The sequence below is a fragment of the Xenorhabdus sp. SGI 60 genome (assembly GCF_056632175.1).
Genome location: NZ_CP196860.1, coordinates 313147 through 338061, shown reverse-complemented (window position 1 = coordinate 338061; position 24915 = coordinate 313147). Strand labels below are relative to the sequence as shown.

Sequence of the window (24915 nt, the reverse complement as noted above, 5' to 3'; positions counted from 1 at the left end):
CTTTTCTCCTTAATCAAATTTCATGCGGGCAGTTTTCAAATTGATGATGGCTAATGCTCCCACCAATAAGAAGATCAATGTTGCAATTGCTGCGGCCAGCCCAAAATCCTGCCCACCACCACCTTCAAATGCAATACGGTAGGTATAATTCACTAAAAGATCGGTATAACCCGCTGGGGTCGATGTACCAATATGATCAGGTTTACCTGTGGTTAGCAATTGAATCAGGACAAAGTTATTAAAATTAAAAGCAAAACTGGCAATCATCAACGGAGTTAATGGCTTAATCAATAATGGAAAAGTAATTTTGGTAAAATTCCGCCATGGTCCTGCACCATCAAGTGCTGATGCCTCATAAAGGTCATCAGGGATAGATTTCAGCAATCCCATGCAAAGAATCATCATATAGGGATAGCCCAACCACGTATTTACAATAATCAACATGGTTCGAGCCAATGTCGGATCTGTAAACCAATCCGGTTTAAAACCAAACAACCCATTTAGCACCAGATTAATTTCACCAAAACTCTGGTTAAACAATCCCTTGAAAATCAGAATGGAAATAAACGAAGGAACAGCATAAGGTAAAATAAGCAGTACACGGTAAATCGCTCGTCCCTTAAGCGCTTCCCACTGTACAATGCAAGCGAGAACCATCCCTAGGGTAACCGTCAATGCCAATGTCGCTAGGGAGAAAACTATTGTCCAGACAAAAATGGACAGAAAAGGTTTTTGGATACCCTCATCTTGTATCACCCGTAGAAAATTTTTCCAACCAATAGAAACCGTAAATCCAGGACTTAACGTTTCTTTAGTCCATTCTCCTTCAATATTAATGGATTGGTAGAACCCTGTATCCATATTCGGCTGGTATCGTATACCAGTTTGTTTATCGGTCAGTGTAATCCCATCTTCATCAAGGGAATAAAGAGGATTTATAGCAGAGAACTGACGTAAGGAACTCATTCTCAGTTTACTGCCATCAGGAAGAACGACTACCAATTGATTCAATGCCTGACGATATTGAGTAATAGTACGCAATGTCGCAGCATTGCCTTCAAGTTTTTTCTCCTGTTCATGGAGAAGCAGAATAATTTCTTCCGTTCCCGCAAGAGAAAAAGGCTCAGATGCCAATAGGTGGGTGCTATCAGGAGCGCTCAAAGCCAAAACCCACTGTTCAGATACCGGATAGAGTTTGAAATTAAATGGTTCCCCTGTCTGATAGTGGCGACTCATTAATACCGTTTGAGCACGTTCAAAAGTTAATTGGTTGGTACTGCTATAATTTGTAAAAGCAATAGCAATCGTGCAGATAAGCGGAAACAGTATAAATATCCCTATTCCAGCAATTCCAGGGTAGGTATAACGCCAAACATATGCTTTCCGGTTAGAAAAAACATAGATACCGCTTCCCAGTAATACCAGTGTCACCATAGCAAACAGGTACTCTCCCTGTGCATACATCAGCACAACCAGATAACCTGTAAAAAGTAGGCAAATACCTACAGCAAACCATTTCAGGGCAGGATGCTGCCACCATACTGTTTTTTCTAATGTCGCTGACATCTTGCACTTCCTGTTACCAACAATTGTGACTATCCAACATCATCACAATAAGAGCTAAGGCTCCTTAAACTCAGGAGCCTGTCATTCGTTTATTTTGTCATTCTCGCTTCAGCATCATTAAGGGCAGCATCTATTGTCTGACGCCCACTGACCGTGTTAAGAACAGCGCTACGCATTGCGTACCAGAAGCTACTCATTTGGGAAATATTCGGCATAATTTCGCCGTTTTGGGCATTTGCCATCGTGGCAGCAATACGTGGATCTTTCGCCAGGATCTCCTGATAGGATTTCAAAGCCACTGCTCCCAACGGCTTATCTTTATCCATCATTGCCAACCCTTCATTGGTAAGCAGGTAATTTTCCAAAAATTCTTTCGCTAACTCTTTATTAGGACTGGCTGCATTAATTCCCGCAGTTAAAATGCCAACAAAAGGTTTAGAGGGTTTTCCTTTAAAGGTTGGTAATAGGGTAACGCCATAATTGATCTTACTTTCATCGACATTCGCCCATGCCCAAGGACCATTAATCGTCATTGCTGCTTTACCTTTATTAAAGGCAGCTTCGGCGATGGAGTAATCGATATCGGCATTGAGATGTTTATTTTTGACTAAATCAACCAGAAATTTCAGCCCCGCTTTAGAACCCGTATTATTCACTCCGCTGTCTTTGACATTATAAGTACCGTTCTCTGCCTTGTAGGCATATCCACCATCAGCAGCAATCAGCGGCCAAGTAAAATACGGTTCCTGCAAATTGAACATAATTGCGCTTTTATTTTGCTTTTTCAGTTCATTATCCAAGGCAGGGATTTCTTCCCATGTTTTAGGAGGAGATTTAATCAAGTCTTTATTGTAGATAAGAGAAAGAGCTTCAACTGCGATAGGGTATCCTACTAATTTTCCGTCATAACGAACGGCATCCCATGTAAAGGGAAATAGCTTATCAATAAATGATTTATCAGGAATGATTTCAGCAACTAACCCTGACTGTGCATAGCCACCAAAGCGATCATGTGCCCAGAAAATAATATCCGGCCCATCTCCACTGGCTGCAATCTGGGTATATTTCTCTTCCAGTTTGTCAGGATGCTCGACAGTGACAGGAATACCCGTTTCTTTTGCAAATTTCTCACCAACCTGTGCCAGTCCGTTATAACCTTTATCACCATTGATCCAAATGACCAACTTTCCTTCTTCCGGTTTCGCAAAAACCGAAGCAGACAATACACATGTTGTTAAAACGGAAAGCATCAGGGTACGAGTCCCCACTTTTAAAATTTTCTTGGTCATCATTCCGCCTTTTTCATTTGTTAGTTCAAGATAATTATCTTTGTTACATCGCGATAAAATGGCACCAGTGTGCAATCAATGTAAAAAAGACTCATCCTCCCCAGTCCTACGCCTCATACCGTATGAGTGTGAACTTGCTTACAAAAATAATTAAAATCAGAACGTTAACATCAAGACAGCATCCTTTTTTGCGATTTAAATCACATCTTATCTGACAATTTTATTCTTTCTTTCTCAATCGCATTAATCTCGTCCTCCTGGCTCCTCCACCATCAAAAATTCTGGGATGGAGGATTTTCGCGCCTGTTATTTTATACACAATCCAGCCATCAGTTTTTCATTAAGTTTCTCGCTGCGACAAATAGGAAACGAAGACGAACCAGAAACGAACAAAAAACTGGGGTGGCAAATCCGAGGGAGGGAACAAATGTCTAGCGTCACATTCCGCAATGTATCTAAATCATATGGTGAAACTGTTATCTCCAAAGATCTTAATCTTGATATTCAGGAAGGAGAATTCGTCGTATTTGTCGGCCCGTCGGGATGTGGGAAATCGACGCTGCTAAGGATGATCGCGGGATTGGAAGACATTACGTCCGGTGATTTGCTGATAGACGGAAAACGAATGAATGATGTTCCACCAGCCAAACGCAGTATCGGCATGGTTTTTCAATCTTATGCACTATATCCCCATCTCTCTGTTGCAGACAATATGTCATTCGGCATGAAGCTGGCTGGTGTCAAAAAAAGCGATATCTACAAACGAATGCAACAAGTTGCAGAAACTCTCCAGCTTGCCCATTTACTGGAACGCCGTCCTAAAGCACTGTCCGGCGGCCAACGCCAACGAGTCGCCATTGGCCGAACTCTCGTTGCTGAACCCAATATCTTTCTGCTTGATGAGCCGCTTTCCAATCTGGATGCGGCTTTGCGTGTACAGATGAGAATTGAAATTTCACGTCTACACAAACGACTACAACGTACAATGGTCTATGTAACCCATGACCAAATCGAAGCCATGACTCTGGCAGATAAAATTGTTGTTCTGGATGGGGGCAATATTGCTCAGGTTGGTAAGCCACTTGAAATTTATCACTATCCTGCCAATCGCTTTGTCGCAGGTTTCATTGGTTCACCGAAAATGAATTTCCTGCCAGTCAAAGTCTCAGCGATTGCTGTTGATCAGGTACAGATCATCCTGCCTAACGGTCAGCCAGTTTGGTTACCAGTTGAAAGCAAAGGGCTAACTGTCGGTAGTAATGTATCTTTGGGAATTCGCCCCGAACATCTTTTGCCTAATGATGTAGCCGATGTTACGTTAGAGGGGACAGTACAGATCGTGGAACAACTGGGGAACGAAACTCAGATTCACATCCGCATACCTGCCATTCATCAAAATTTGGTTTACCGCCAACCTGATATTGTTCTCGTTAAAGAAGGTGCAGATTTCTCTATCGGACTAGCTCCCCACCGATGTCATCTTTTCCGTGAAGATGGAACTGCATGTCAGCGTTTACATAAAGAACCCGGAATCTAGATCCGCGGCTATAAAAAATAACAGGAGAATCATTATGCGTATATTGTCTCTCTCATTGGCTATGCTAACTACTGGTTTATTATCCACGCAAGCTATTGCTGTTGACTTCCACGGCTATGCCCGTTCAGGCATTGGCTGGACTGGTAATGGTGGTGAGCAGAAATGTGCCAAAGTCACTGGGGCACCGAGTAAATACCGTCTCGGCAACGAATGTGAAACCTACGCCGAACTTAAGTTAGGGCAAGAGTTATGGAAAGAAGGGAATAAAAGTTTCTATTTTGATACCAATTTAGCCTATTCCGTCAGTCAGCAAAAAGACTGGGAAGATACAAAACCTGGTTTTCGTGAAGTCAACGTGAAAGCAACCAATATTATTGATTGGCTGCCTGGTTCAACACTGTGGGCGGGTAAACGTTTCTACCAGCGTCACGATGTACATATGATCGACTTCTATTACTGGGATATTTCCGGTCCTGGTGCAGGATTGGAAAATATTGATCTTGGGTTTGGCAAATTGTCCTTCGCGGTGACCCGTAATACGGAAGCAGGCGGTTCATACGGGTGGATTGATAATGAACGCAAGAAGGCCCCAAATACTTCAAATGACATTTTTGATATACGACTAGCCAACTTACCTGTCAATGCCGGTGGCACACTAGAATTTGGTATCGATTATGGGCGTGCGAATACACGTAAGGGATACCAGCTTGATAAGCGAGCATCCAAAGATGGTGTGATGCTGACTGCCGAACATACCCAAAGCCTGTTAGGTGGTTTCAACAAATTTGTCTTACAGTACGCAACTGATGCTATGACTTCCAGCGGTAATGGGCGTGCTGAAGGTGCGAATGTGAATAATGACGGGCATATGCTACGCGTCCTGAATCACGGTGCCATTAGTATCACCAAGAAATGGGATCTCATGTATGCCGCCATGTATCAAGACATTGACCTCGACAATAACAATGGCAACACATGGTACACCGTGGGTGTCCGCCCAATGTATAAGTGGACTCCGATAATGAGTACCTTAATGGAAGTGGGTTATGACCACGTGAAATCACAACGCACTAAGGAAAGCAATAACCAGTTCAAGGTCACTCTGGCTCAACAGTGGCAAGCAGGTGACAGCATCTGGTCACGCCCCGCTATCCGTTTATTTACTTCTTACTCCAAATGGAATGAAAAATGGGGTTATGACGGTAGTAGCATTGCAGCCAAAGATACAGCAGCACATCAATTCAGTCGTGGGAACAGCGATGAGTTTACATTTGGTGCCCAATTTGAGGCTTGGTGGTAATGAAAAAGCAATTACTCTCACTTTGTTTCAGTGCCCTGCTCTGCAACTTAATTCCGGCGAGTTATGCTACATCAGATACCGTACTGTCTGACCCAGCAACATCTGGTATAGAGACAATCAACTCTGCACCTGCTTTATCTTTGTCAACCTTACAGAAATTACAGTGGCAGCCCATTAATACTCATAGTACACAGACTATTATTCTTGATAGCGCATCACAGCAGCTTAATGATGATCATATCCAAGGTGCGGTAGCCACATTTGCTTTACCGGCCAATCAAGGTTCATTGGAAATCACTCTGAACAGTCTGATAAAAGATAAGCAAGTATACTCACCGAATGTTTTAGTCTTTGATGAACAACTCCACCCTGCGGCTTTCTATCCAAGCCACTACTTCCGCTATCAACAACCGAGTATTATGTCCACCGATAGACTTGAGGGTGTGTTAAAGCTGACACCGGCATTGGGACAACAGCGAATTTATTTGCTGATTTATACCACCCGTTCTGATTCACAGGCTTCAACACAAATGGTCGATCCTGCTAAAGCTTATGCTAAAGGTGTCGGTAATTCTGTACCAGATATTCCAGATCCGATCGCTCGCCATACAGCAACAGGTACATTAACGTTAAAAGTACAATCAGAAAGCAATGCAGGCAACGTTCTGATAGGCCAGGTATTTTCTTCACCTGCACCTAAACCGATCACAGTTGGTTCTACACAAACAGTATTTACATCACCGATAAGAACAACCCCGGCTGATGTACCACAAACTACTGCGCCAGTAGTTAAACCTGTACTGAACGACACCGAACGGTATTTCAATGACGCTATCAAAAGAGCTATTAACAATGGTGATGTTGATAAGGCATTGAAACTGTTAGATGAAGCAGAACGACTGGGATCTCCAACTGCACGGGAAACTTTTATCAAGACGATAAAAAACAAAAAATAAATTTATTCATCAAATAATTATAGCGAGATATTTAACTTAAGAGCCTAAGGGAATAGGCTCTTAAAAGATACAGATCATTATCCTTCTCAGATGAATTTTCATTGCATAACATTACCAACATCATATTTACTTAAAGTAATCCATAAACCCTTTCTTATTCAGATAATTCTTTATTTTTAAACGGAATTTATAAAACCAATATATAAACATTAGTAACAGTAAAATACCAAAAATCAATCTAGGTATTATGAATGAAAATATAATGCAGAATAAAATTCCTATGGAAAGCAATGAAATAACAGTTTCCTTCATGGCAACCTTAAATATCCATGCAAAAAACTTGATAATGCACTTTATAATGTTATAAAAAACTTCCAATATTAACCCCAAGAAATCCATCATTTATATCCTCAGTAAAAACATCATATTAGAATATTCTTTTGCTATTTAGCAATTAAATGATTTTACATCCTACATTCAATTATTAAGCAATCGTAAAGGCGTTAAATAGGGTTATTAGCAAGCATTTTTGCCATTTTTTCAATCGGATCTGTGCGCAATATATATAACCGCTTTAAAGAAAATGGATTATCCCCCAATTTAACTTTTCCCTGTACCGTGGTAACAAGCCAAATGGAATCCAGCTTGTTTAGCCGCTTTTATTGCCTCTGGGTTATATCCACCAAAAGGATAAGAGAGATAAAGTACATGGGGATTTAATTGTGATAATGCCCGTCTGGAACGTCTGAGATCATACAGGATATTATGGTATGACCGATTCAATAATATAGGCTGTCTATTCTTTCCCCAGACGATGCAAGAAGTGAGTATGAGACTGAAAATCAAATACATCTTGCATGACATATAATTCTGAGAGGCTTAGGAATTGCAGGCGATCAGAATTCCATTTCTGCGGGTGACGTTTAATTCTGGATGAAATAATAATAAACAATTCGTCTCATTTCAATTTTCCATCCAATAAAAAATGCCCTCTACCAGAGAGGGCATTTTCACAATTAGCTATATCTATATTTAGCTATAGGTATGCTACGCATCACGATTACTCGTTATCGCTGCTGCTACCAAAACCTGCATTCAACAATTCAGCAAGGTTTGCAGTGGCTTCGTCAACGCTAAATTGTGGCGCTTCAACCACTTCGTTTTCTTGACGACGACGGATGCGATCCTGATGGTAAGCATAACCTGTACCCGCCGGGATCAGACGACCAACGATGACGTTCTCTTTCAGGCCACGCAGTTCATCACGTTTACCTGCAACAGCTGCCTCAGTCAGAACGCGGGTTGTTTCCTGGAACGACGCCGCAGAGATGAAGGATTCTGTTGCCAATGATGCTTTGGTGATACCTAACAGGTCACGATGGAAGATAGCTGGTACTTTGCCATCCTGCTCCAGTTTGCGGTTCGAAACCTTAACGCGTGCGTATTCAACCTGCTCACCTTCAAGGAATTCGGAGCTACCCGCATTCGCAATAGTTGCTTTACGCAGCATCTGACGAACGATAACTTCAATGTGTTTATCGTTAATCTTAACGCCTTGCAGACGGTAAACTTCCTGTACTTCGTTAGTGATGTAACGAGCAACCGCGTGAACACCACGCAGGCGCAGAATGTCATGTGGAGATTCCGGGCCATCGGAGATCACGTCACCACGTTCAACAACCTCACCTTCGAACACGTTGAGCTGACGCCATTTAGGGATCATCTCTTCGTAAGGTTCACCACCATCCAGCGGGGTAATTACCAGACGGCGCTTGCCTTTGGTTTCTTTACCGAAGGAAACAATACCGCTGATTTCTGCCAGGATAGCAGGCTCTTTCGGACGACGAGCTTCGAACAGGTCCGCAACGCGTGGCAGACCACCGGTGATATCTTTAGTACCACCAGATTCCTGAGGAATACGCGCCAATGTATCACCCGCAGAGATGGACATACCATCTTCCAACTGAACGATCGCTTTACCCGGCAGGAAGTACTGAGCAGGCATATCTGTACCTGGGATCAGAACGTCGTTACCCTGGGCGTCTACGATTTTCAGTGCTGGACGCAGGTCTTTACCACTACCGGTACGCTCTGCACTATCCAGAACCACCAGCGAAGACAGTCCGGTCAGCTCATCCGTCTGACGGGTAATGGTTTGACCATCAACCATGTCATAGAACTGGATAATACCGGATACTTCACTCACGATTGGCATAGTGTGTGGGTCCCAGTTAGCAACGGTTTCACCGCCAGTTACTGTTTCACCATCACCTTTGGTCAATACCGAGCCGTAAGGGACTTTATAGCTCTCTTTGGTACGACCGAAATCGTCGATCAGGCGCAATTCGGTATTACGAGAGGTAATAACCAGTTTGCTTGCTGAGTTCGTCACGAATTTCGCGTTGATCAGTTTCAGATGACCTTTGTTACGTACCTGAATACTGGATTCTGCTGCCGCACGAGATGCCGCACCACCGATGTGGAACGTACGCATCGTCAACTGTGTACCTGGTTCACCGATTGACTGTGCCGCGATAACACCGATCGCTTCACCTTTGTTGATCAAGTGACCACGAGCAAGGTCACGACCGTAACAGTTTGCACAAACACCAAAGTCAGTTTCACAACTTACTACGGAGCGTACTTTCACGCTGTCAACGGAGTTCTCTTCTAACAGATCACACCATTTTTCATTCAGCAGCGTGTTACGTGGAACCAGAATATCCGCTGTACCTGGTTTCAGGATGTCTTCCGCCGCCACACGACCCAATACACGCTCACGCAGTGGCTCTTTAACATCACCACCTTCGATAACTGGAGTCATCAGGATACCATCGTGAGTACCGCAGTCATCTTCAGTCACTACCAAGTCTTGGGCAACATCAACCAGACGACGGGTCAGGTAACCGGAGTTCGCCGTTTTCAATGCGGTATCCGCAAGACCTTTACGAGCACCGTGGGTTGAGATGAAGTACTGAAGTACGTTCAGACCTTCACGGAAGTTCGCGGTAATTGGGGTTTCGATGATGGAGCCATCTGGCGTTGCCATCAGACCACGCATACCCGCCAACTGACGGATCTGAGCCGCAGAACCACGCGCACCGGAGTCGGCCATCATAAAGATGTTGTTGAAAGAAACCTGTTGTTCTTCTTCACCGTTACGGTTAATCACTGTTTCAGAAGACAGGTTTTCCATCATTGCTTTAGCAACACGTTCGTTCGCCGCAGCCCAGATATCGATAACTTTGTTATAGCGTTCGCCAGCAGTTACCAGACCTGACTGGAACTGTTCCTGAATTTCGGCCACTTCCGCTTCTGCTTCCGCGATGATGCCTTCTTTCTTCTCAGGAATAACCATGTCGTCAATACCTACGGATACCCCTGAACGAGCAGCGTAAGCAAAACCGGTATACATGGTCTGGTCAGCCAAAATAACGGTTGGTTTCAAACCCAGTATGCGGTAACAGGTATTCAGCATCTTAGAGATAGCTTTTTTACCCAGTGGCTGGTTAATCAATGAGTATGGCAAGCCACGCGGTACAATCATCCACAGGATGGCACGCCCGATGGTCGTATCAACCAATCCTGTATTGACAGTGACATTACCTTCACCATCTTTCACTTCTTCAGTGATACGAACTTTGACACGGGCGTGCAGAGAAGCCAGACCCGCGCGGTATACGCGCTCTGCTTCTTTAGGACCGGTCAGAACCATGCCTTCGCCTTTCGCGTTAACACAGTCACGGGTCATGTAGTACAGACCCAATACAACGTCCTGAGATGGAACGATGATAGGTTCACCGCTCGCTGGAGACAGGATGTTGTTGGTAGACATCATCAACGCACGCGCTTCCAACTGAGCTTCCAGTGTCAACGGTACGTGAACAGCCATCTGGTCACCGTCGAAGTCGGCGTTATATGCCGCACACACGAGTGGGTGCAACTGAATAGCTTTACCTTCGATCAGAACGGGTTCAAATGCCTGAATACCCAAACGGTGAAGGGTTGGTGCACGGTTCAGCAGAACAGGGTGCTCACGGATGACTTCATCCAGGATATCCCATACAACAGCTTCTTCACGCTCAACCATTTTCTTGGCGGCTTTGATAGTCGTCGCCAGGCCACGCAGTTCCAGTTTGCCATAAATAAATGGCTTGAACAGTTCCAGTGCCATCTTCTTAGGAAGACCACACTGATGCAGACGCAAGTATGGACCTACGGTAATGACGGAACGGCCTGAGTAGTCAACTCGTTTACCCAGCAAGTTCTGACGGAAACGACCCTGTTTACCCTTGATCATGTCTGCCAGGGATTTCAGAGGGCGCTTGTTAGAACCGGTAATCGCACGACCGCGACGGCCGTTGTCCAGCAGCGCATCAACCGCTTCCTGCAACATACGTTTTTCGTTACGTACGATGATATCTGGCGCAGCCAGATCCAACAGGCGCTTCAAACGGTTGTTACGGTTAATAACGCGACGATACAGATCGTTCAGGTCTGAAGTTGCGAAACGACCGCCATCCAGTGGAACCAGTGGACGCAAATCCGGTGGCAGAACTGGCAGAACGGTCAGAACCATCCACTCTGGTTTGTTGCCAGACTGAATGAACGCTTCCAGCAGTTTAATACGCTTGGTCAGTTTCTTACGCTTGGTTTCAGAGTTGGTTTCATTCAGCTCTTCGCGCAAGGTTTCGCATTCGTTTTCCAGATCGATGCTTTTCAGCAAAGCCTGGATTGCCTCTGCACCCATTTTTGCGTCAAATTCATCACCAAACTCTTCCAGTGCATCCAGATACTGTTCTTCAGTCAGGATTTGGCTACGCTCAAGATTGGTCATACCCCCTTCAACAACCACATAGGATTCGAAGTATAGTACGCGTTCAATATCGCGCAGAGGCATATCCAGCAATAAACCGATGCGGGATGGCAGCGATTTCAGGAACCAGATGTGAGCGGTTGGAGATGCCAGCTCAATGTGGCCCATACGATCACGACGAACTTTAGTCTGGGTTACTTCAACGCCACATTTCTCACAAATCACACCACGGTGTTTCAAACGCTTATATTTACCACACAAGCATTCGTAATCTTTTACTGGCCCGAAAATACGCGCACAGAAAAGACCGTCACGCTCAGGTTTGAACGTACGGTAGTTAATGGTTTCCGGCTTTTTTACTTCCCCGAATGACCACGAACGGATCATATCTGGAGAGGCCAGAGCAATTTTGATCGCATCAAACTCTTCGGTCTTAGTTTGCGCTTTCAGAAACTTCAATAAGTCTTTCACGAAATGGCTCCTGTCGGAGTTAGACCTGTTAGGTGAGTGGCCCATGCCACTCCCCTCTATAACCAGTATAACCACTGGGACCAGTGCAACCACTGGCTGGTAAACCGCCCGACATTCTTATGCTTCAACATACGGCCGGGCAGTACCAGCGGGAAAACGATTTATTCGTCTTCCAGCTCGATGTTGATACCCAACGAACGGATTTCTTTCAGCAATACGTTGAAAGATTCCGGCATGCCTGGTTCCATCTGGTGGTTACCATCCACGATGTTTTTATACATCTTGGTTCGACCGTTAACATCGTCGGATTTAACGGTGAGCATTTCTTGCAGGGTGTACGCCGCACCGTATGCTTCCAATGCCCACACTTCCATCTCACCGAAGCGCTGTCCACCGAACTGTGCCTTACCACCCAGCGGCTGTTGAGTCACCAGACTGTAAGAGCCGGTAGAACGGGCGTGCATCTTGTCATCAACCAAGTGGTTCAGTTTCAGCATGTACATGTAACCAACGGTTACCTGACGCTCGAACTGTTCACCTGTACGGCCGTCGAACAGCGTGATCTGACCGGAAGTCGGCAAGCCACCCAGTTTCAACAACTCTTTGATTTCGGTCTCTTTTGCACCATCAAAGACCGGCGTTGCGATAGGCATACCTTTTTTCAAGTTTTCTGCCAGACGCATCACTTCTTCATCAGTGAAGGTGCCCAAGTCAACTTTCTGACGGGTATCATCACCCAGATCATAAGCTTTCTGGATAAATTCACGCAGTTTGGCAACTTCTTGCTGCTGTTTCAGCATTGCATTGATCTTGTCACCAATGCCTTTTGCCGCCATACCCAGGTGAGTTTCCAGAATCTGACCGATGTTCATACGTGATGGTACGCCCAGCGGGTTCAGTACGATGTCCACTGGTGTGCCGTTTTCATCGTAAGGCATGTCTTCGATCGGGTTGATCTTGGAGATAACACCTTTGTTACCGTGACGACCTGCCATCTTGTCACCAGGCTGGATCTGACGTTTCACAGCCAGATACACTTTGACAATTTTCAGTACGCCCGGTGCCAGATCGTCGCCCTGAGTGATCTTACGGCGTTTAGCATCCAGTTTTTTCTCGAACTCTACTTTCAGTTCGTCGTACTGTTCTGCCAACTGCTCTAGCTGATTTTGTTTTTCTTCATCAGCCAGGCCCAGCTCCAGCCAACGCCCACGAGGAAGTTTGCTGAGTTTTTCCGCTTCAATCCCACCGGCAACCAGTACAGAGTGAATACGTGCAAACAGACCAGCTTCGAAAATTTGCAGTTCTTCTGTCAGGTCTTTCTTAGCCTCACGCAACTGCATCTCTTCGATTTCCAACGCACGCTTGTCTTTCTCTACACCATCACGGGTAAAGACTTGTACGTCGATAACAGTACCAGAAACACCGTTTGGTACGCGCAGTGAGGAGTCTTTCACATCAGACGCTTTCTCACCGAAGATCGCTCGCAACAGTTTTTCTTCTGGAGTTAGCTGAGTTTCACCTTTTGGTGTCACCTTACCAACCAGAATGTCGCCACCTTTCACTTCCGCACCGATATAAACGATACCGGATTCGTCCAGTTTAGACAGTGCAGCTTCACCCACGTTGGGGATGTCAGCCGTAATCTCTTCAGGTCCCAGTTTAGTGTCACGAGACACGCAAGCCAGTTCTTGAATGTGAATAGTGGTGAAACGGTCTTCCTGAACAACACGCTCAGAGACGAGGATGGAGTCCTCGAAGTTATAACCATTCCAAGGCATGAACGCCACACGCATGTTCTGACCCAGTGCCAGTTCACCTAAATCGGTGGATGGACCATCAGCCAGTACGTCACCGCGTTCTACCAATTCACCCAAAGAAACACATGGTGTCTGATTGATACAAGTGTTTTGGTTTGAGCGGGTATATTTGGTCAGGTTATAGATATCAATGCCCGCTTCACCTGCGTACATTTCATCTTCGTTAACCTTGATAACAATACGGGATGCGTCAGCGTACTGAACCACACCGCCGCGTTTAGCTACTGAGGTTACACCGGAGTCAACCGCTACCGCACGCTCCATGCCTGTTCCGACCAGCGGCTTATCAGCGCGCAGAGTTGGAACCGCCTGACGTTGCATGTTCGCACCCATCAATGCACGGTTGGCGTCATCGTGTTCAAGGAATGGGATCAGAGAAGCACCGACGGACACAATCTGTTGTGTCGAAACGTCCATGTACTGAACCTGATCACGGTTGAACAAGCTGGATTCATCGTAATGACGGCACGTGACCAATTCTTCAACGAAATGGCCTTCTTCATCCAATACGGTGCTCGCCTGAGCAATAACGTAGTTACCTTCTTCGATTGCAGACAGGTAGTGGATTTCATCAGTCACTACGCCATCACGAACCAAGCGGTAAGGTGTTTCAAGGAAACCATACTCATTGGTACGTGCATAAACGGACAATGAGTTAATCAAGCCGATGTTTGGGCCTTCAGGTGTTTCGATTGGACATACACGGCCGTAGTGAGTTGGGTGTACGTCTCGAACTTCAAAGCCTGCCCGCTCACGGGTCAGACCGCCTGGACCCAACGCAGAAATACGGCGTTTATGGGTGATTTCAGACAGTGGGTTGTTCTGGTCCATGAACTGGGACAGCTGGCTCGAACCAAAGAACTCTTTCACCGCCGCAGAAATTGGTTTGGCGTTGATCATGTCCTGTGGCATCAGGGTATCCAGATCGCCCAGAGACAGACGCTCTTTCACTGCACGTTCTACACGAACCAAGCCGACGCGGAACTGGTTTTCAGCCATTTCACCAACGGAACGGATACGACGGTTGCCCAAGTGGTCGATATCATCAACTTCACCTTTACCGTTACGGATATCGATGAGCTTCTTCATCACGTCAATGATGTCTTCTTTGCTCAGGATACCGGAACCTTCAACCTCTTCACGATCTAGCGAACGGTTGAACTTCATACGACCAACCGCAGACAGATCATAACGATCTTCAGAGAAGAACAAGTTCTCAAACAGGTTTTCTGCGGCTTCACGTGTTGGTGGTTCACCCGGACGCATCATGCGATAGATTTCAACCAGTGCGCTCAGGCGATCATTGGTTGGGTCAACACGCAGGGTTTCGGAAATATAAGCACCGTGGTCCAGATCATTGGTAAACAGGGTCTCGATAGATTTGTAACCAGACTGACTCAAACGGGCCAGTAGATCCAAAGAGAGTTCCATGTTAGCGGCACAGATGATTTCACCTGTGTTCTGGTCGATGTAATCTTTTGCTACAACTTTACCCGCAATATATTCAACAGGAACCTCAATGCGGTCTACCTGCTCTTTTTCTAACTGGCGGATATGACGAGCTGTGATACGGCGGCCTTTTTCAACATAAACCTTGCCATTTGCTTCGATATCAAATGAAGCAGTCTCGCCACGCAGACGCTCTGGAACCAGGATCATCTGCAATTTATTGTCGCGAATTTCGAAAACGGTTTTTTTGAAGAACAGATTCAGGATGTCTTCAGAGGAATAATTCATTGCACGTAGAATAATCGAAGCCGGCAACTTACGGCGGCGGTCGATACGCACAAACAGGTTATCTTTTGGATCAAATTCGAAATCTAACCACGAACCACGGTAAGGAATGATACGTGCATTATACAGTACCTTACCGGATGAATGGGTTTTACCCTTATCGCTATCAAAGAAAACGCCTGGGCTACGATGTAACTGAGATACAATAACGCGCTCAGTACCGTTGATAACGAAAGTCCCGTTATCAGTCATGAGTGGAATTTCACCCATGTAGACTTCTTGTTCTTTGATGTCTTTAACTGTGCCTTCTGGCGCTTCGCGCTCATAGATCACCAGACGCAGCTTAACGCGCAGAGGTGCGGAGAAAGTTACTCCACGGATCTGACACTCTTTGACATCAAAGACAGGTTCGCCAAGACGGTAGCTTACATATTGCAGCTCTGAATTACCGCTGTAGCTCTGAATTGGAAACACTGAACGGAAGGCCGCTTCCAGTCCATTTTGGCCTTCAGGATCTTGCTCGATAAACTTCTGGAACGAGTCAAGTTGGATAGAAAGAAGGTATGGAACATCCAACACTTGTGGACGTTTACCAAAATCCTTACGAATACGTTTTTTCTCGGTATAGGAGTAAACCATAGGGTTCCTCAGCTCGCTGATAAGTGACCCACTCTGTCCGCCCTTAAGGACAGCACGCTGCAACACTATTTTTTCGAACAGAAAACAGAATATTTTCCGTAATACTCATTACTATTACTCTTAAATCATTTCATTGCGTTACCTGACTACCGAGCTACCCGAGTGGATCGTAGCTGAGAACGCAGTATATTAAGTCGTCAATAAGAAGAAGTATTTTGGGTTTATTAGTAGCCAAACAGTGTGAAATGCCACTAACTCCCTATTAATGCCTTTCAGACAAATCTGACTTTCAGACAATGCCCTTACAGCGCAAAAAGGCTGGCGATTAAAAAATCGCCAGCCGCCAGCCTTAGAAAATCAGGCTGCGAACTTCAAACTAATCTTACTTGATCTCAACAGAAGCACCTGCTTCTTCCAGAGATTTTTTCAGAGCTTCAGCGTCGTCTTTGCTGATAGCTTCTTTCAGTGCTGCTGGTGCGCTTTCAACCAGGTCTTTCGCTTCTTTCAGACCCAGGCCAGTTGCGCCACGTACTGCTTTGATTACAGCAACTTTGTTAGCACCAGCGCCAGTCAGGATGACGTCGAATTCAGTTTTTTCTTCAACAACTTCAGCAGCACCACCAACTACAGCTACAGCTGCAGCAGCAGAAACGCCGAATTTTTCTTCCATCATGCTGATCAGTTCAACAACGTCCATTACAGACATTTCTGCAACTGCGTCCAGAATTTGTTCTTTAGTGATAGACATAACAAGTGTTCCTAAAATTCAGAAAAAGTTTATACGTTAAAAAGCAACGGAGGAAATAGGCTATTAAGCAGCTTCTTTCTGATCGCGTAGTGCAGCCAGAGTGCGAACCAGTTTGCCTGCGGAGGCTTCTTTCATGGTTGCCATCAGGCGTGCGATTGCTTCATCGTAAGTTGGGAGTGTTGCCAGACGATCGATATTGATCCTGGGATGAACTCACCTTCAAAGGCTGCCGCTTTAATCTCGAATGCTGGGTTCGCTTTCGCGAAATCTTTGAACAGACGAGCAGCTGCGCCCGGATGTTCGAAAGAGAAAGCAATCAAGGTTGGACCAACAAATGCTTCTTTCAGGCACTCATAATCAGTACCTTCAACAGCACGGCGCAGCAGGGTATTACGTACGACACGTACGTTAACGCCAGCTTCACGACATGCTTTACGCAGGTCAGTCATTTTATCTACGGTAACGCCGCGGGAATCCGCAACAACCGCAGACAGCGCGCCTTTGGCTACTTCGCTGACTTCAGCAACAATCGCTTGTTTGTCTTGAAGATTTAGTGCCATTAGCTTCTTGCTCCTGGATTAACCGGGAAAACCCGGAACTCACTTCACTCAGAGCACAAAATGTACCTGAGCGCTAAAACACGGTGAGCAGAATCCAGAAAATAAATTTCATGTGGCTCTGTCACCGTCTACGCAGGATATTAAGTAATTACTTACGCCTGCGGTCTTGGACGGGGCTTGGATTAAGGCCAAGCTCCAACCGAAAATCTGTTATTTGCCGATGATAATGTATTATTTTTCAAAGGATGTAGTCATCCAACACACTATATCAGGCAAAATCGAAGCGTCAGATTTTAGACAAATCTGACGCTAAGGTAAAGCGTTATTCTCAGCTTACATAATTAAGCTGATGCGTTCAGACCAGACTGGTCGATCGCAACACCTGCACCCATGGTAGTAGACAGGCTAACTTTCTTGATAAAAATGCCTTTAGCAGAAGATGGTTTAGCTTTTTTCAGCGCAACCAGCAGAGCTTCCAGGTTTTCTTTCAGTTTGTCAGCGTCGAAGTCAACTTTACCGATAGTGGTGTGGATGATACCGTTCTTGTCGTTACGGTAACGAACCTGACCGGCTTTAGCGTTCTGTACAGCTTCAGCAACGTTAGGCGTTACAGTACCCACTTTCGGGTTTGGCATCAGACCACGTGGACCCAGGATTTGACCCAGCTGGCCAACAACGCGCATTGCATCTGGAGATGCGATAACTACGTCGAAGTTCATCTCGCCTTTCTTAATCAGTTCAGCCAGATCTTCCATACCTACCAGTTCAGCGCCAGCAGCTTTAGCCGCTTCAGCGTTTGCACCCTGAGTAAATACAGCAACACGTACTGAACGGCCAGTACCGTGTGGCAGTACAGTTGCGCCACGAACGTTCTGGTCAGATTTACGAGCATCAATGCCAAGATTAACAGCTACGTCAACGCTTTCTACGAATTTAGCAGTAGCCAATTCTTTTAGCAGAGTAACAGCTTCGTTGATGTCATATTGTTTAGTTGCATCAACTTTTTCACGGATAGTGCGCATGCGCTTGGTCAGTTTAGCCATTGATTAACCCTCCACTACCAGGCCCATGGAACGAGCAGTACCTTCGATTGAACGCATCATCGCGTCAACGTCAGCACCAGTCATGTCCGCTGCTTTAGTTTCAGCAATTTCACGAATCTGAGCGCTGGTTACTTTACCAACTTTATCTTTGTTCGGTTTGCCAGAACCAGATTTGATGCCTGCTGCTTTCTTCAGCAGAACAGCCGCTGGTGGGGTTTTAGTAACGAAAGTGAAAGAACGGTCTGCGTAAACAGTAATAACAACTGGAATTGGCAAGCCTTTCTCAATACTTTCAGTTTTAGCATTGAACGCTTTACAGAATTCCATGATGTTAACACCCTGCTGACCCAGAGCTGGACCAACTGGTGGGCTTGGGTTAGCCATACCAGCTGCAACTTGCAGCTTAACGTAGGCTTGTACTTTCTTAGCCATTTATTTTTCCTCTATGCGGGTCTTATCGCCTCAAAATGAGGCTCCCCTGACGATTTGAACCCCGTCTATTATTAAAGACCAGGCCACTAAAAACTTTAACTAACCTAATATTATCTCAGCATCATCTAAAAATGTTGCCTGGATAAAAAACAAAAGGCGCGAAATTGTATGCTAATTTCACACCGCTTTGCAAGCGGAGTCGCTTACTTAATCACCAGATTAGACTTTCTCTACCTGGCTGAAATCCAGCTCAACAGGAGTAGCTCGACCAAAGATAGAAACCGACACTTTCAAGCGGCTCTTCTCGTAATCGACTTCTTCCACCACACCATTGAAGTCTGCAAACGGACCATCACTGACTCGAACCATTTCGCCTGGTTCGAACAGAGTTTTTGGCCGTGGTTTATCACCAACCTGTTGAAGACGATTCATGATCGCATCAACTTCTTTATCGCTGATTGGTGCTGGGCGGTCAGAGGTGCCACCGATAAAACCCATTACGCGAGGTACACTACGAACTAAATGCCACGTCGCATCGTTCATTACCATTTGTACCAGGACATAGCCAGGGAAGAATTTACGCTCGCTTTTACGACGCTGACCACTACGGATCTCAACAACTTCTTCTGTCGGCACCATCACTTCGCCAAAAAAATCTTCCATCTCTTGTAATTTGATATGTTCACGCAGAGATTGAGCGACGCGACCTTCAAACCCAGAAAATGCCTGGATGACATACCAACGCTTTTTTGGGGATTCAGACATTTTTAAAACCTCAGGCCTGTAATAAATGAAACTAAACGCACCAGAATACCATCAAGCCCCCACAAAATAAGAGACATGACAGCCGTCACAGCTGCAACAATCAAAGTCGTATGCAGTGCTTCCTGGCGAGTTGGCCAAATGACTTTACGCATTTCAATGCGGGCTTCACGGGCAAATGCTAACGCAGATTTACCTTTTACAGTCCACAATGCAACTGCTCCTGCAAGGGCAACAATAGCAACCACGGCTATCGCGCGCAGAGGCAGGTTATACTCTCGGTAATAGTAATTACCCACAATAGCAACCACCAGTAGCACCGCCACCAATAGCCACTTTGCTATATCAAGACCACGCCCGCTTTCTTGAGCATCGCTATTCGCACTCATAAACCAACCTGTAACTATATGTAAGTAACTATGATGTAAATAGATAGCCAGCTTGCCTCGCAAGAGCAAAACAAATCAGACCGAACCCAAAGATAATTGTAATTGTATCTGACTCGGCACCATAATTCAGCAGGACTTTTGTATCTTAATGATATTTAAGCCCATCCGTTGTATCAGAGCCTATCTCACCAATAATTAAGAATAGCAATCAAATAGCAATTTATCTGCTATTAATTGCCCAATAATGAACAACTATTGATGAGATAGGTTCTTCTTAAGACAACGTATAAAAAGGGCATCTATCGATGCCCTTCCAAAATGAACACATTAAAAAAATTATGCGATCACTTTAGCAACAACACCGGCGCCTACAGTACGGCCACCTTCACGGATGGCGAAACGCAGACCTTCGTCCATTGCGATTGGGGCAATCAGGTTAACTACCATGTTGATGTTGTCACCTGGCATTACCATCTCTACGCCTTCTGGCAGTTCGATAGTACCGGTTACGTCAGTGGTACGGAAGTAGAACTGTGGACGGTAACCTTTGAAGAATGGAGTATGACGGCCACCTTCATCTTTGCTCAGGATATACACTTCAGATTCGAACTGAGTGTGTGGGTGGATAGAGCCTGGCTTCGCCAGAACCTGACCACGCTCAACGTCGTCACGCTTAGTACCACGCAGCAGAACACCCACGTTTTCACCCGCACGGCCTTCGTCCAGCAGTTTGCGGAACATTTCAACACCGGTACACGTGGTTTTAGTGGTTTCTTTGATACCCACGATTTCAACTTCGTCACCGACTTTAACGATACCACGCTCTACACGACCGGTTACTACAGTACCACGGCCGGAGATGGAGAATACGTCTTCGATTGGCAGCAGGAATGGCTTGTCAATGTCACGCTCTGGTTCTGGAATGTAAGTATCCAGTGCTTCAGCCAGTTCGATAACTTTCGCTTCCCACTCTGCGTCGCCTTCCAGCGCTTTCAGCGCAGAACCGCGGATAATTGGTGTGTCGTCGCCTGGGAAATCGTACTGAGACAGCAGCTCACGCACTTCCATTTCGACCAGTTCCAGCAGCTCTTCATCATCAACCATGTCACATTTGTTCAGGAACACGATGATGTAAGGAACGCCTACCTGACGACCCAGCAGGATGTGCTCACGAGTCTGTGGCATTGGGCCATCAGTTGCAGCAACAACCAGGATCGCGCCGTCCATCTGAGCTGCACCGGTGATCATGTTTTTCACATAGTCGGCGTGGCCTGGGCAGTCAACGTGTGCGTAGTGACGAGTTGGGGTATCGTATTCTACGTGAGAAGTAGAGATGGTGATACCACGTGCTTTTTCTTCTGGCGCGTTGTCGATCTGGTCGAATGCACGCGCGCTACCACCGTAAGTTTTTGCCAGAACGGTAGTGATTGCAGCAGTCAGGGTAGTTTTACCGTGGTCAACGTGGCCGATAGTACCAACGTTAACGTGCGGTTTTGAACGTTCAAACTTTTCTTTAGACACGACTCTATTCCTTAATACCGCTCCCCCGTTACAAAGAGGAGGGAGCTAAAAGATAGTAAACTCGAAAACTTATCTAGATTTACGAGCTTCGATAATAGCCTGAGCGACGTTGCTAGGCGCTTCGTTGTACTTCAAGAACTCCATGGAGTAAGAAGCACGACCTTGGGTCTGAGAACGCAGGTCAGTAGCATAACCAAACATTTCAGACAATGGTACTTGAGCACGAACAATTTTGCCCGTAGCTATATCATCCATACCATCGATCATACCACGGCGACGGTTCAGGTCACCGATGACGTCACCCATGTAGTCTTCTGGTGTTTCCACTTCGACTTTCATGATTGGTTCCAGCAGAACTGGTTTCGCTTTCATGAAGCCTTCTTTAAATGCCATGGATGCAGCAATTTTAAAGGCGATTTCTGAGGAGTCAACGTCATGGTAAGAACCATCGAACAGGGCAACTTTAACGTCAACGATTGGATAACCAGCCAGAACACCGCTCTTCAGCTGTTCCTGAACGCCTTTGTCGACGCCTGGGATGTATTCTTTAGGAACAACACCACCAACGATTTCGTTCGCGAATTCGTAACCAGCACCACCTGCTTCCAGAGGCTCGATACGTAGCCAAACGTGACCGTACTGACCACGACCACCGGACTGTTTAGCGTGTTTACCTTCCTGCTCAACAGAAGCACGGATGGTTTCACGGTAAGCAACCTGAGGTTTACCTACGTTCGCTTCAACGTTGAATTCACGACGCATACGGTCAACAAGTACGTCGAGGTGAAGTTCACCCATACCTGCGATGATAGTCTGACCAGTCTCTTCATCACTGCTCACGCGGAAAGATGGGTCTTCCTGAGCCAGACGGCCTAAAGCGATACCCATTTTTTCCTGGTCAGCTTTAGTTTTTGGCTCGATAGCAACAGAGATAACTGGCTCTGGGAATTCCATGCGCTCCAGAATGATTGGAGTGTTCAGGTCACAGAGAGTATCACCTGTAGTTACATCTTTCAGACCGATAGCAGCAGCGATGTCGCCTGCACGGACTTCTTTAATTTCTTCACGTTTGTTGGCGTGCATCTGAACGATACGGCCAAAACGTTCTTTTTTGTCTTTCACTGGGTTCAGTACGGTGTCACCAGAGTTAACAACACCGGAGTAAACGCGGAAGAAAGTCAGGTTACCCACGAATGGGTCAGTCGCGATTTTGAACGCCAGTGCTGAAAATGGTTCATCATCGCTGGAGTGACGTTCAGCCGGAGTATCTTTACCGTCTGGCAGCATACCTTTGATGGATTCAACATCAGTCGGAGCTGGCAGATATTCGACAACTGCATCCAGCATTGCCTGAACACCTTTGTTCTTAAATGCAGAACCACAGGTAACCAGGATAATTTCGTTAGCCAGAACACGCTTACGCAGAGCTGCTTTGATTTCTTCTTCAGTCAGCTCTTCACCGCCCAGGTATTTATCCATCAGTTCTTCTGATGCTTCTGCTGCGGATTCAATCAGGTTCTGATGCCATTCCTGAGCCTGCTCAAGCATGTCAGCCGGGATATCTTCGTATTCGAAGGTAATACCCTGATCTTCGTCGTTCCAGTTGATTGCTTTCATTTTCAGCAAATCAACAATGCCGGTGAAAGTATCTTCTGCACCGATTGCCAATTGCAGAGGAACAGGGTTAGCAGCCAGACGAGTTTTGATCTGCTCAACAACGCGCAGGAAGTTCGCTCCCATACGGTCCATTTTGTTAACGAACGCGATACGTGGAACGTTATATTTGTTCGCCTGACGCCATACAGTTTCAGACTGTGGCTGAACACCACCAACTGCACAGTAAACCATTACAGCACCGTCAAGAACACGCATGGAACGTTCTACTTCGATAGTGAAGTCAACGTGGCCTGGGGTGTCGATGATGTTGATACGGTGTGGCTCAAACTGTTTAGCCATACCAGACCAGAATGCGGTAGTCGCAGCAGACGTGATGGTAATACCACGTTCTTGCTCCTGTTCCATCCAGTCCATAGTGGCAGCGCCATCATGAACTTCACCGATCTTATGGCTTACACCAGTGTAGAACAGAATACGTTCGGTGGTAGTGGTTTTACCCGCGTCAATGTGCGCACTGATACCGATATTACGGTAACGAGTTATAGGGGTTTTACGAGCCATTTTTTCCTCTCTCGTGGGCGTTCAATTTAGAGAACGGGTAGCTGGACAGCCACCCGGAACATATTCACTGCCGATGGAATACCCAATAAGGGGTTTTACCAACGGTAGTGTGCGAACGCCTTGTTAGCTTCTGCCATACGGTGAACGTCTTCACGTTTCTTCACAGCAGCGCCTTTATTTTCAGCCGCATCAGATAATTCATTTGCCAGGCGCAGAGCCATGGACTTATCACCGCGTTTACGAGCAGCTTCAACGATCCAACGCATTGCCAGAGCATTACGACGAACCGGACGAACTTCAACTGGAACCTGATAAGTAGAACCACCAACACGGCGGGACTTAACTTCTACAGTCGGGCGCACGTTATCCAGTGCCAGCTCGAATGCTTCCAGATGATCTTTACCGGAACGCTGAGCCAGGGTCTCAAGCGCACCATATACAATAGATTCTGCGACAGACTTCTTACCGTCTACCATCAGGATATTTACAAATTTGGCCAGCAGTTCAGATCCGAACTTTGGATCTGGCAGAATTTTACGTTGACCAATTACACGACGACGTGGCATGGAAATACTCCGTTTCGAATTTCAGGGTTGTCCAAAACTCTACGAGTTTATTTTGACATTAATGTGAAAAATGTTTGGCCTTACTTAACGGAGAACCATTAAGCCTTTGGCTTCTTCACACCGTACTTAGAACGACCTTGTTTACGGTCTTTAACACCGGCACAGTCCAGAGCGCCGCGAACGGTGTGGTAACGCACACCTGGCAAGTCTTTAACACGACCGCCACGGATCAAGATAACGGAGTGTTCCTGCAGGTTGTGGCCTTCACCACCGATGTAGGAAGAAACTTCGTAACCGTTAGTCAAACGCACACGGCATACTTTACGCAGTGCGGAGTTTGGTTTTTTAGGGGTGGTAGTATATACACGAGTACATACGCCACGTTTTTGCGGGCAAGCTTCCAGAGCAGGAACGTTGCTTTTCACAACTTTCGAGCTACGAGATTTGCGAACCAGCTGATTAATAGTTGCCATTATTAAAAAAGCTCCTGGTTTTTTGCTTCGTAAACACGGATTTTTACCCTCTCTCTGTCATTATGACAAAACAAGAGGACGCGGAATTTTATTGCTGACTTGACGAGGTGTCAAGAAA

At 45.9% G+C, this 24915-nt stretch carries 16 protein-coding genes and 2 pseudogenes; 3 read left to right on the top strand and 15 right to left on the bottom strand.

Going from position 1 to position 24915, the window contains the following annotated elements; all coding sequences use genetic code 11:
• Nucleotides 1-9: 9 nt before the first annotated feature.
• Both malF and malE read right to left on the bottom strand, forming a co-directional pair.
• The gene (malF, locus tag ACSJJG_RS01580; RefSeq protein ID WP_481088223.1) at nucleotides 10-1566 is read right to left on the bottom strand and encodes a maltose ABC transporter permease MalF; all 1557 of its coding nucleotides are present in this window, start codon (nucleotides 1564-1566) and stop codon (nucleotides 10-12) included.
• Nucleotides 1567-1655: 89 nt separating this feature from the next.
• Nucleotides 1656-2855, bottom strand: coding sequence for a maltose/maltodextrin ABC transporter substrate-binding protein MalE (malE, locus tag ACSJJG_RS01575; RefSeq protein WP_481090348.1), 1200 nt, complete (start codon nucleotides 2853-2855; stop codon nucleotides 1656-1658).
• A gap of 427 nt (nucleotides 2856-3282) precedes the next feature.
• Here malE and malK point away from each other — a divergent pair, with 427 nt between their 5' ends.
• Genes malK through malM form a run of 3 tightly spaced genes read left to right on the top strand, consistent with a single transcriptional unit; the run spans nucleotide 3283 to nucleotide 6648 of the window.
• On the top strand, nucleotides 3283-4392 hold the full coding sequence (gene malK, locus ACSJJG_RS01570) for a maltose/maltodextrin ABC transporter ATP-binding protein MalK (protein WP_481088222.1): 1110 nt from the start codon (nucleotides 3283-3285) through the stop codon (nucleotides 4390-4392).
• 34 nt (nucleotides 4393-4426) lie between these two features.
• Nucleotides 4427-5692, top strand: coding sequence for a maltoporin (locus ACSJJG_RS01565; RefSeq protein WP_481088221.1), 1266 nt, complete (start codon nucleotides 4427-4429; stop codon nucleotides 5690-5692).
• Complete coding sequence (malM, locus tag ACSJJG_RS01560) at nucleotides 5692-6648, top strand: maltose operon protein MalM (protein WP_481088220.1); 957 nt, start codon at nucleotides 5692-5694, stop codon at nucleotides 6646-6648. The genes ACSJJG_RS01565 and malM overlap by 1 nt, the downstream gene beginning before the upstream one ends.
• Nucleotides 6649-7151: 503 nt before the next feature.
• Here malM and ACSJJG_RS01555 read toward each other — a convergent pair.
• From ACSJJG_RS01555 to rpsL, 13 genes and pseudogenes are all read right to left on the bottom strand, one after another.
• Nucleotides 7152-7591, bottom strand: a pseudogene (locus ACSJJG_RS01555) (polysaccharide deacetylase family protein); the annotation flags it as partial.
• Between the two features lie 117 nt (nucleotides 7592-7708).
• Complete coding sequence (gene rpoC / locus ACSJJG_RS01550) at nucleotides 7709-11935, bottom strand: DNA-directed RNA polymerase subunit beta' (RefSeq protein WP_481088219.1); 4227 nt, start codon at nucleotides 11933-11935, stop codon at nucleotides 7709-7711.
• Between the two features lie 161 nt (nucleotides 11936-12096).
• Nucleotides 12097-16125: a DNA-directed RNA polymerase subunit beta gene (gene rpoB, locus ACSJJG_RS01545; RefSeq protein WP_481088218.1), complete on the bottom strand. Its 4029-nt coding sequence runs from the start codon at nucleotides 16123-16125 to the stop codon at nucleotides 12097-12099.
• Nucleotides 16126-16507: 382 nt separating this feature from the next.
• Complete coding sequence (rplL, locus tag ACSJJG_RS01540; protein ID WP_481088217.1) at nucleotides 16508-16873, bottom strand: 50S ribosomal protein L7/L12; 366 nt, start codon at nucleotides 16871-16873, stop codon at nucleotides 16508-16510.
• A 63-nt stretch (nucleotides 16874-16936) separates the two neighbouring features.
• Nucleotides 16937-17433: pseudogene (gene rplJ / locus ACSJJG_RS01535) on the bottom strand (50S ribosomal protein L10).
• Nucleotides 17434-17774: 341 nt separating this feature from the next.
• Nucleotides 17775-18476: a 50S ribosomal protein L1 gene (gene rplA / locus ACSJJG_RS01530; RefSeq protein ID WP_481088216.1), complete on the bottom strand. Its 702-nt coding sequence runs from the start codon at nucleotides 18474-18476 to the stop codon at nucleotides 17775-17777.
• Between the two features lie 3 nt (nucleotides 18477-18479).
• Nucleotides 18480-18908 (bottom strand): 50S ribosomal protein L11, encoded by a 429-nt coding sequence (gene rplK / locus ACSJJG_RS01525; RefSeq protein WP_047684958.1) that lies wholly within the window; start codon nucleotides 18906-18908, stop codon nucleotides 18480-18482.
• A gap of 219 nt (nucleotides 18909-19127) precedes the next feature.
• Entirely contained in the window at nucleotides 19128-19673 is a 546-nt protein-coding gene (gene nusG / locus ACSJJG_RS01520; RefSeq protein WP_189759071.1) for a transcription termination/antitermination protein NusG, read from the bottom strand.
• A 2-nt stretch (nucleotides 19674-19675) separates the two neighbouring features.
• Nucleotides 19676-20059: a preprotein translocase subunit SecE gene (gene secE, locus ACSJJG_RS01515; protein ID WP_481088215.1), complete on the bottom strand. Its 384-nt coding sequence runs from the start codon at nucleotides 20057-20059 to the stop codon at nucleotides 19676-19678.
• 336 nt (nucleotides 20060-20395) lie between these two features.
• Nucleotides 20396-21580, bottom strand: a complete 1185-nt coding sequence (tuf, locus tag ACSJJG_RS01510; RefSeq protein ID WP_047770768.1) for an elongation factor Tu — start codon at nucleotides 21578-21580, stop codon at nucleotides 20396-20398.
• Between the two features lie 69 nt (nucleotides 21581-21649).
• A complete protein-coding gene (fusA, locus tag ACSJJG_RS01505; protein ID WP_481088214.1) occupies nucleotides 21650-23758 on the bottom strand; it encodes an elongation factor G in 2109 nt (702 codons plus the stop codon).
• Between the two features lie 95 nt (nucleotides 23759-23853).
• Nucleotides 23854-24324 carry a 30S ribosomal protein S7 gene (gene rpsG, locus ACSJJG_RS01500; protein WP_481088213.1) on the bottom strand — a complete coding sequence of 157 codons (471 nt, stop codon included), beginning with the start codon at nucleotides 24322-24324 and terminating at the stop codon, nucleotides 23854-23856.
• Nucleotides 24325-24422: 98 nt separating this feature from the next.
• Complete coding sequence (gene rpsL / locus ACSJJG_RS01495; protein ID WP_010848548.1) at nucleotides 24423-24797, bottom strand: 30S ribosomal protein S12; 375 nt, start codon at nucleotides 24795-24797, stop codon at nucleotides 24423-24425.
• Between the last annotated feature and the right edge of the window lie 118 nt (nucleotides 24798-24915).

Excerpts from the sequence above, each read along its gene's own strand:
- malF (WP_481088223.1), bottom strand. The coding sequence starts at position 1,566 with ATGTCAGCGACATTAGAAAAAACAGTATGGTGGCAGCATCCTGCCCTG.
- malE (WP_481090348.1), bottom strand. The coding sequence starts at position 2,855 with ATGACCAAGAAAATTTTAAAAGTGGGGACTCGTACCCTGATGCTTTCC.
- malK (WP_481088222.1), top strand. The coding sequence starts at position 3,283 with ATGTCTAGCGTCACATTCCGCAATGTATCTAAATCATATGGTGAAACT.
- ACSJJG_RS01565 (WP_481088221.1), top strand. The coding sequence starts at position 4,427 with ATGCGTATATTGTCTCTCTCATTGGCTATGCTAACTACTGGTTTATTA.
- malM (WP_481088220.1), top strand. The coding sequence starts at position 5,692 with ATGAAAAAGCAATTACTCTCACTTTGTTTCAGTGCCCTGCTCTGCAAC.
- rpoB (WP_481088218.1), bottom strand. The coding sequence starts at position 16,125 with ATGGTTTACTCCTATACCGAGAAAAAACGTATTCGTAAGGATTTTGGT.
- rplL (WP_481088217.1), bottom strand. The coding sequence starts at position 16,873 with ATGTCTATCACTAAAGAACAAATTCTGGACGCAGTTGCAGAAATGTCT.
- rplA (WP_481088216.1), bottom strand. The coding sequence starts at position 18,476 with ATGGCTAAACTGACCAAGCGCATGCGCACTATCCGTGAAAAAGTTGAT.
- rplK (WP_047684958.1), bottom strand. The coding sequence starts at position 18,908 with ATGGCTAAGAAAGTACAAGCCTACGTTAAGCTGCAAGTTGCAGCTGGT.
- nusG (WP_189759071.1), bottom strand. The coding sequence starts at position 19,673 with ATGTCTGAATCCCCAAAAAAGCGTTGGTATGTCATCCAGGCATTTTCT.
- secE (WP_481088215.1), bottom strand. The coding sequence starts at position 20,059 with ATGAGTGCGAATAGCGATGCTCAAGAAAGCGGGCGTGGTCTTGATATA.
- fusA (WP_481088214.1), bottom strand. The coding sequence starts at position 23,758 with ATGGCTCGTAAAACCCCTATAACTCGTTACCGTAATATCGGTATCAGT.
- rpsG (WP_481088213.1), bottom strand. The coding sequence starts at position 24,324 with ATGCCACGTCGTCGTGTAATTGGTCAACGTAAAATTCTGCCAGATCCA.
- rpsL (WP_010848548.1), bottom strand. The coding sequence starts at position 24,797 with ATGGCAACTATTAATCAGCTGGTTCGCAAATCTCGTAGCTCGAAAGTT.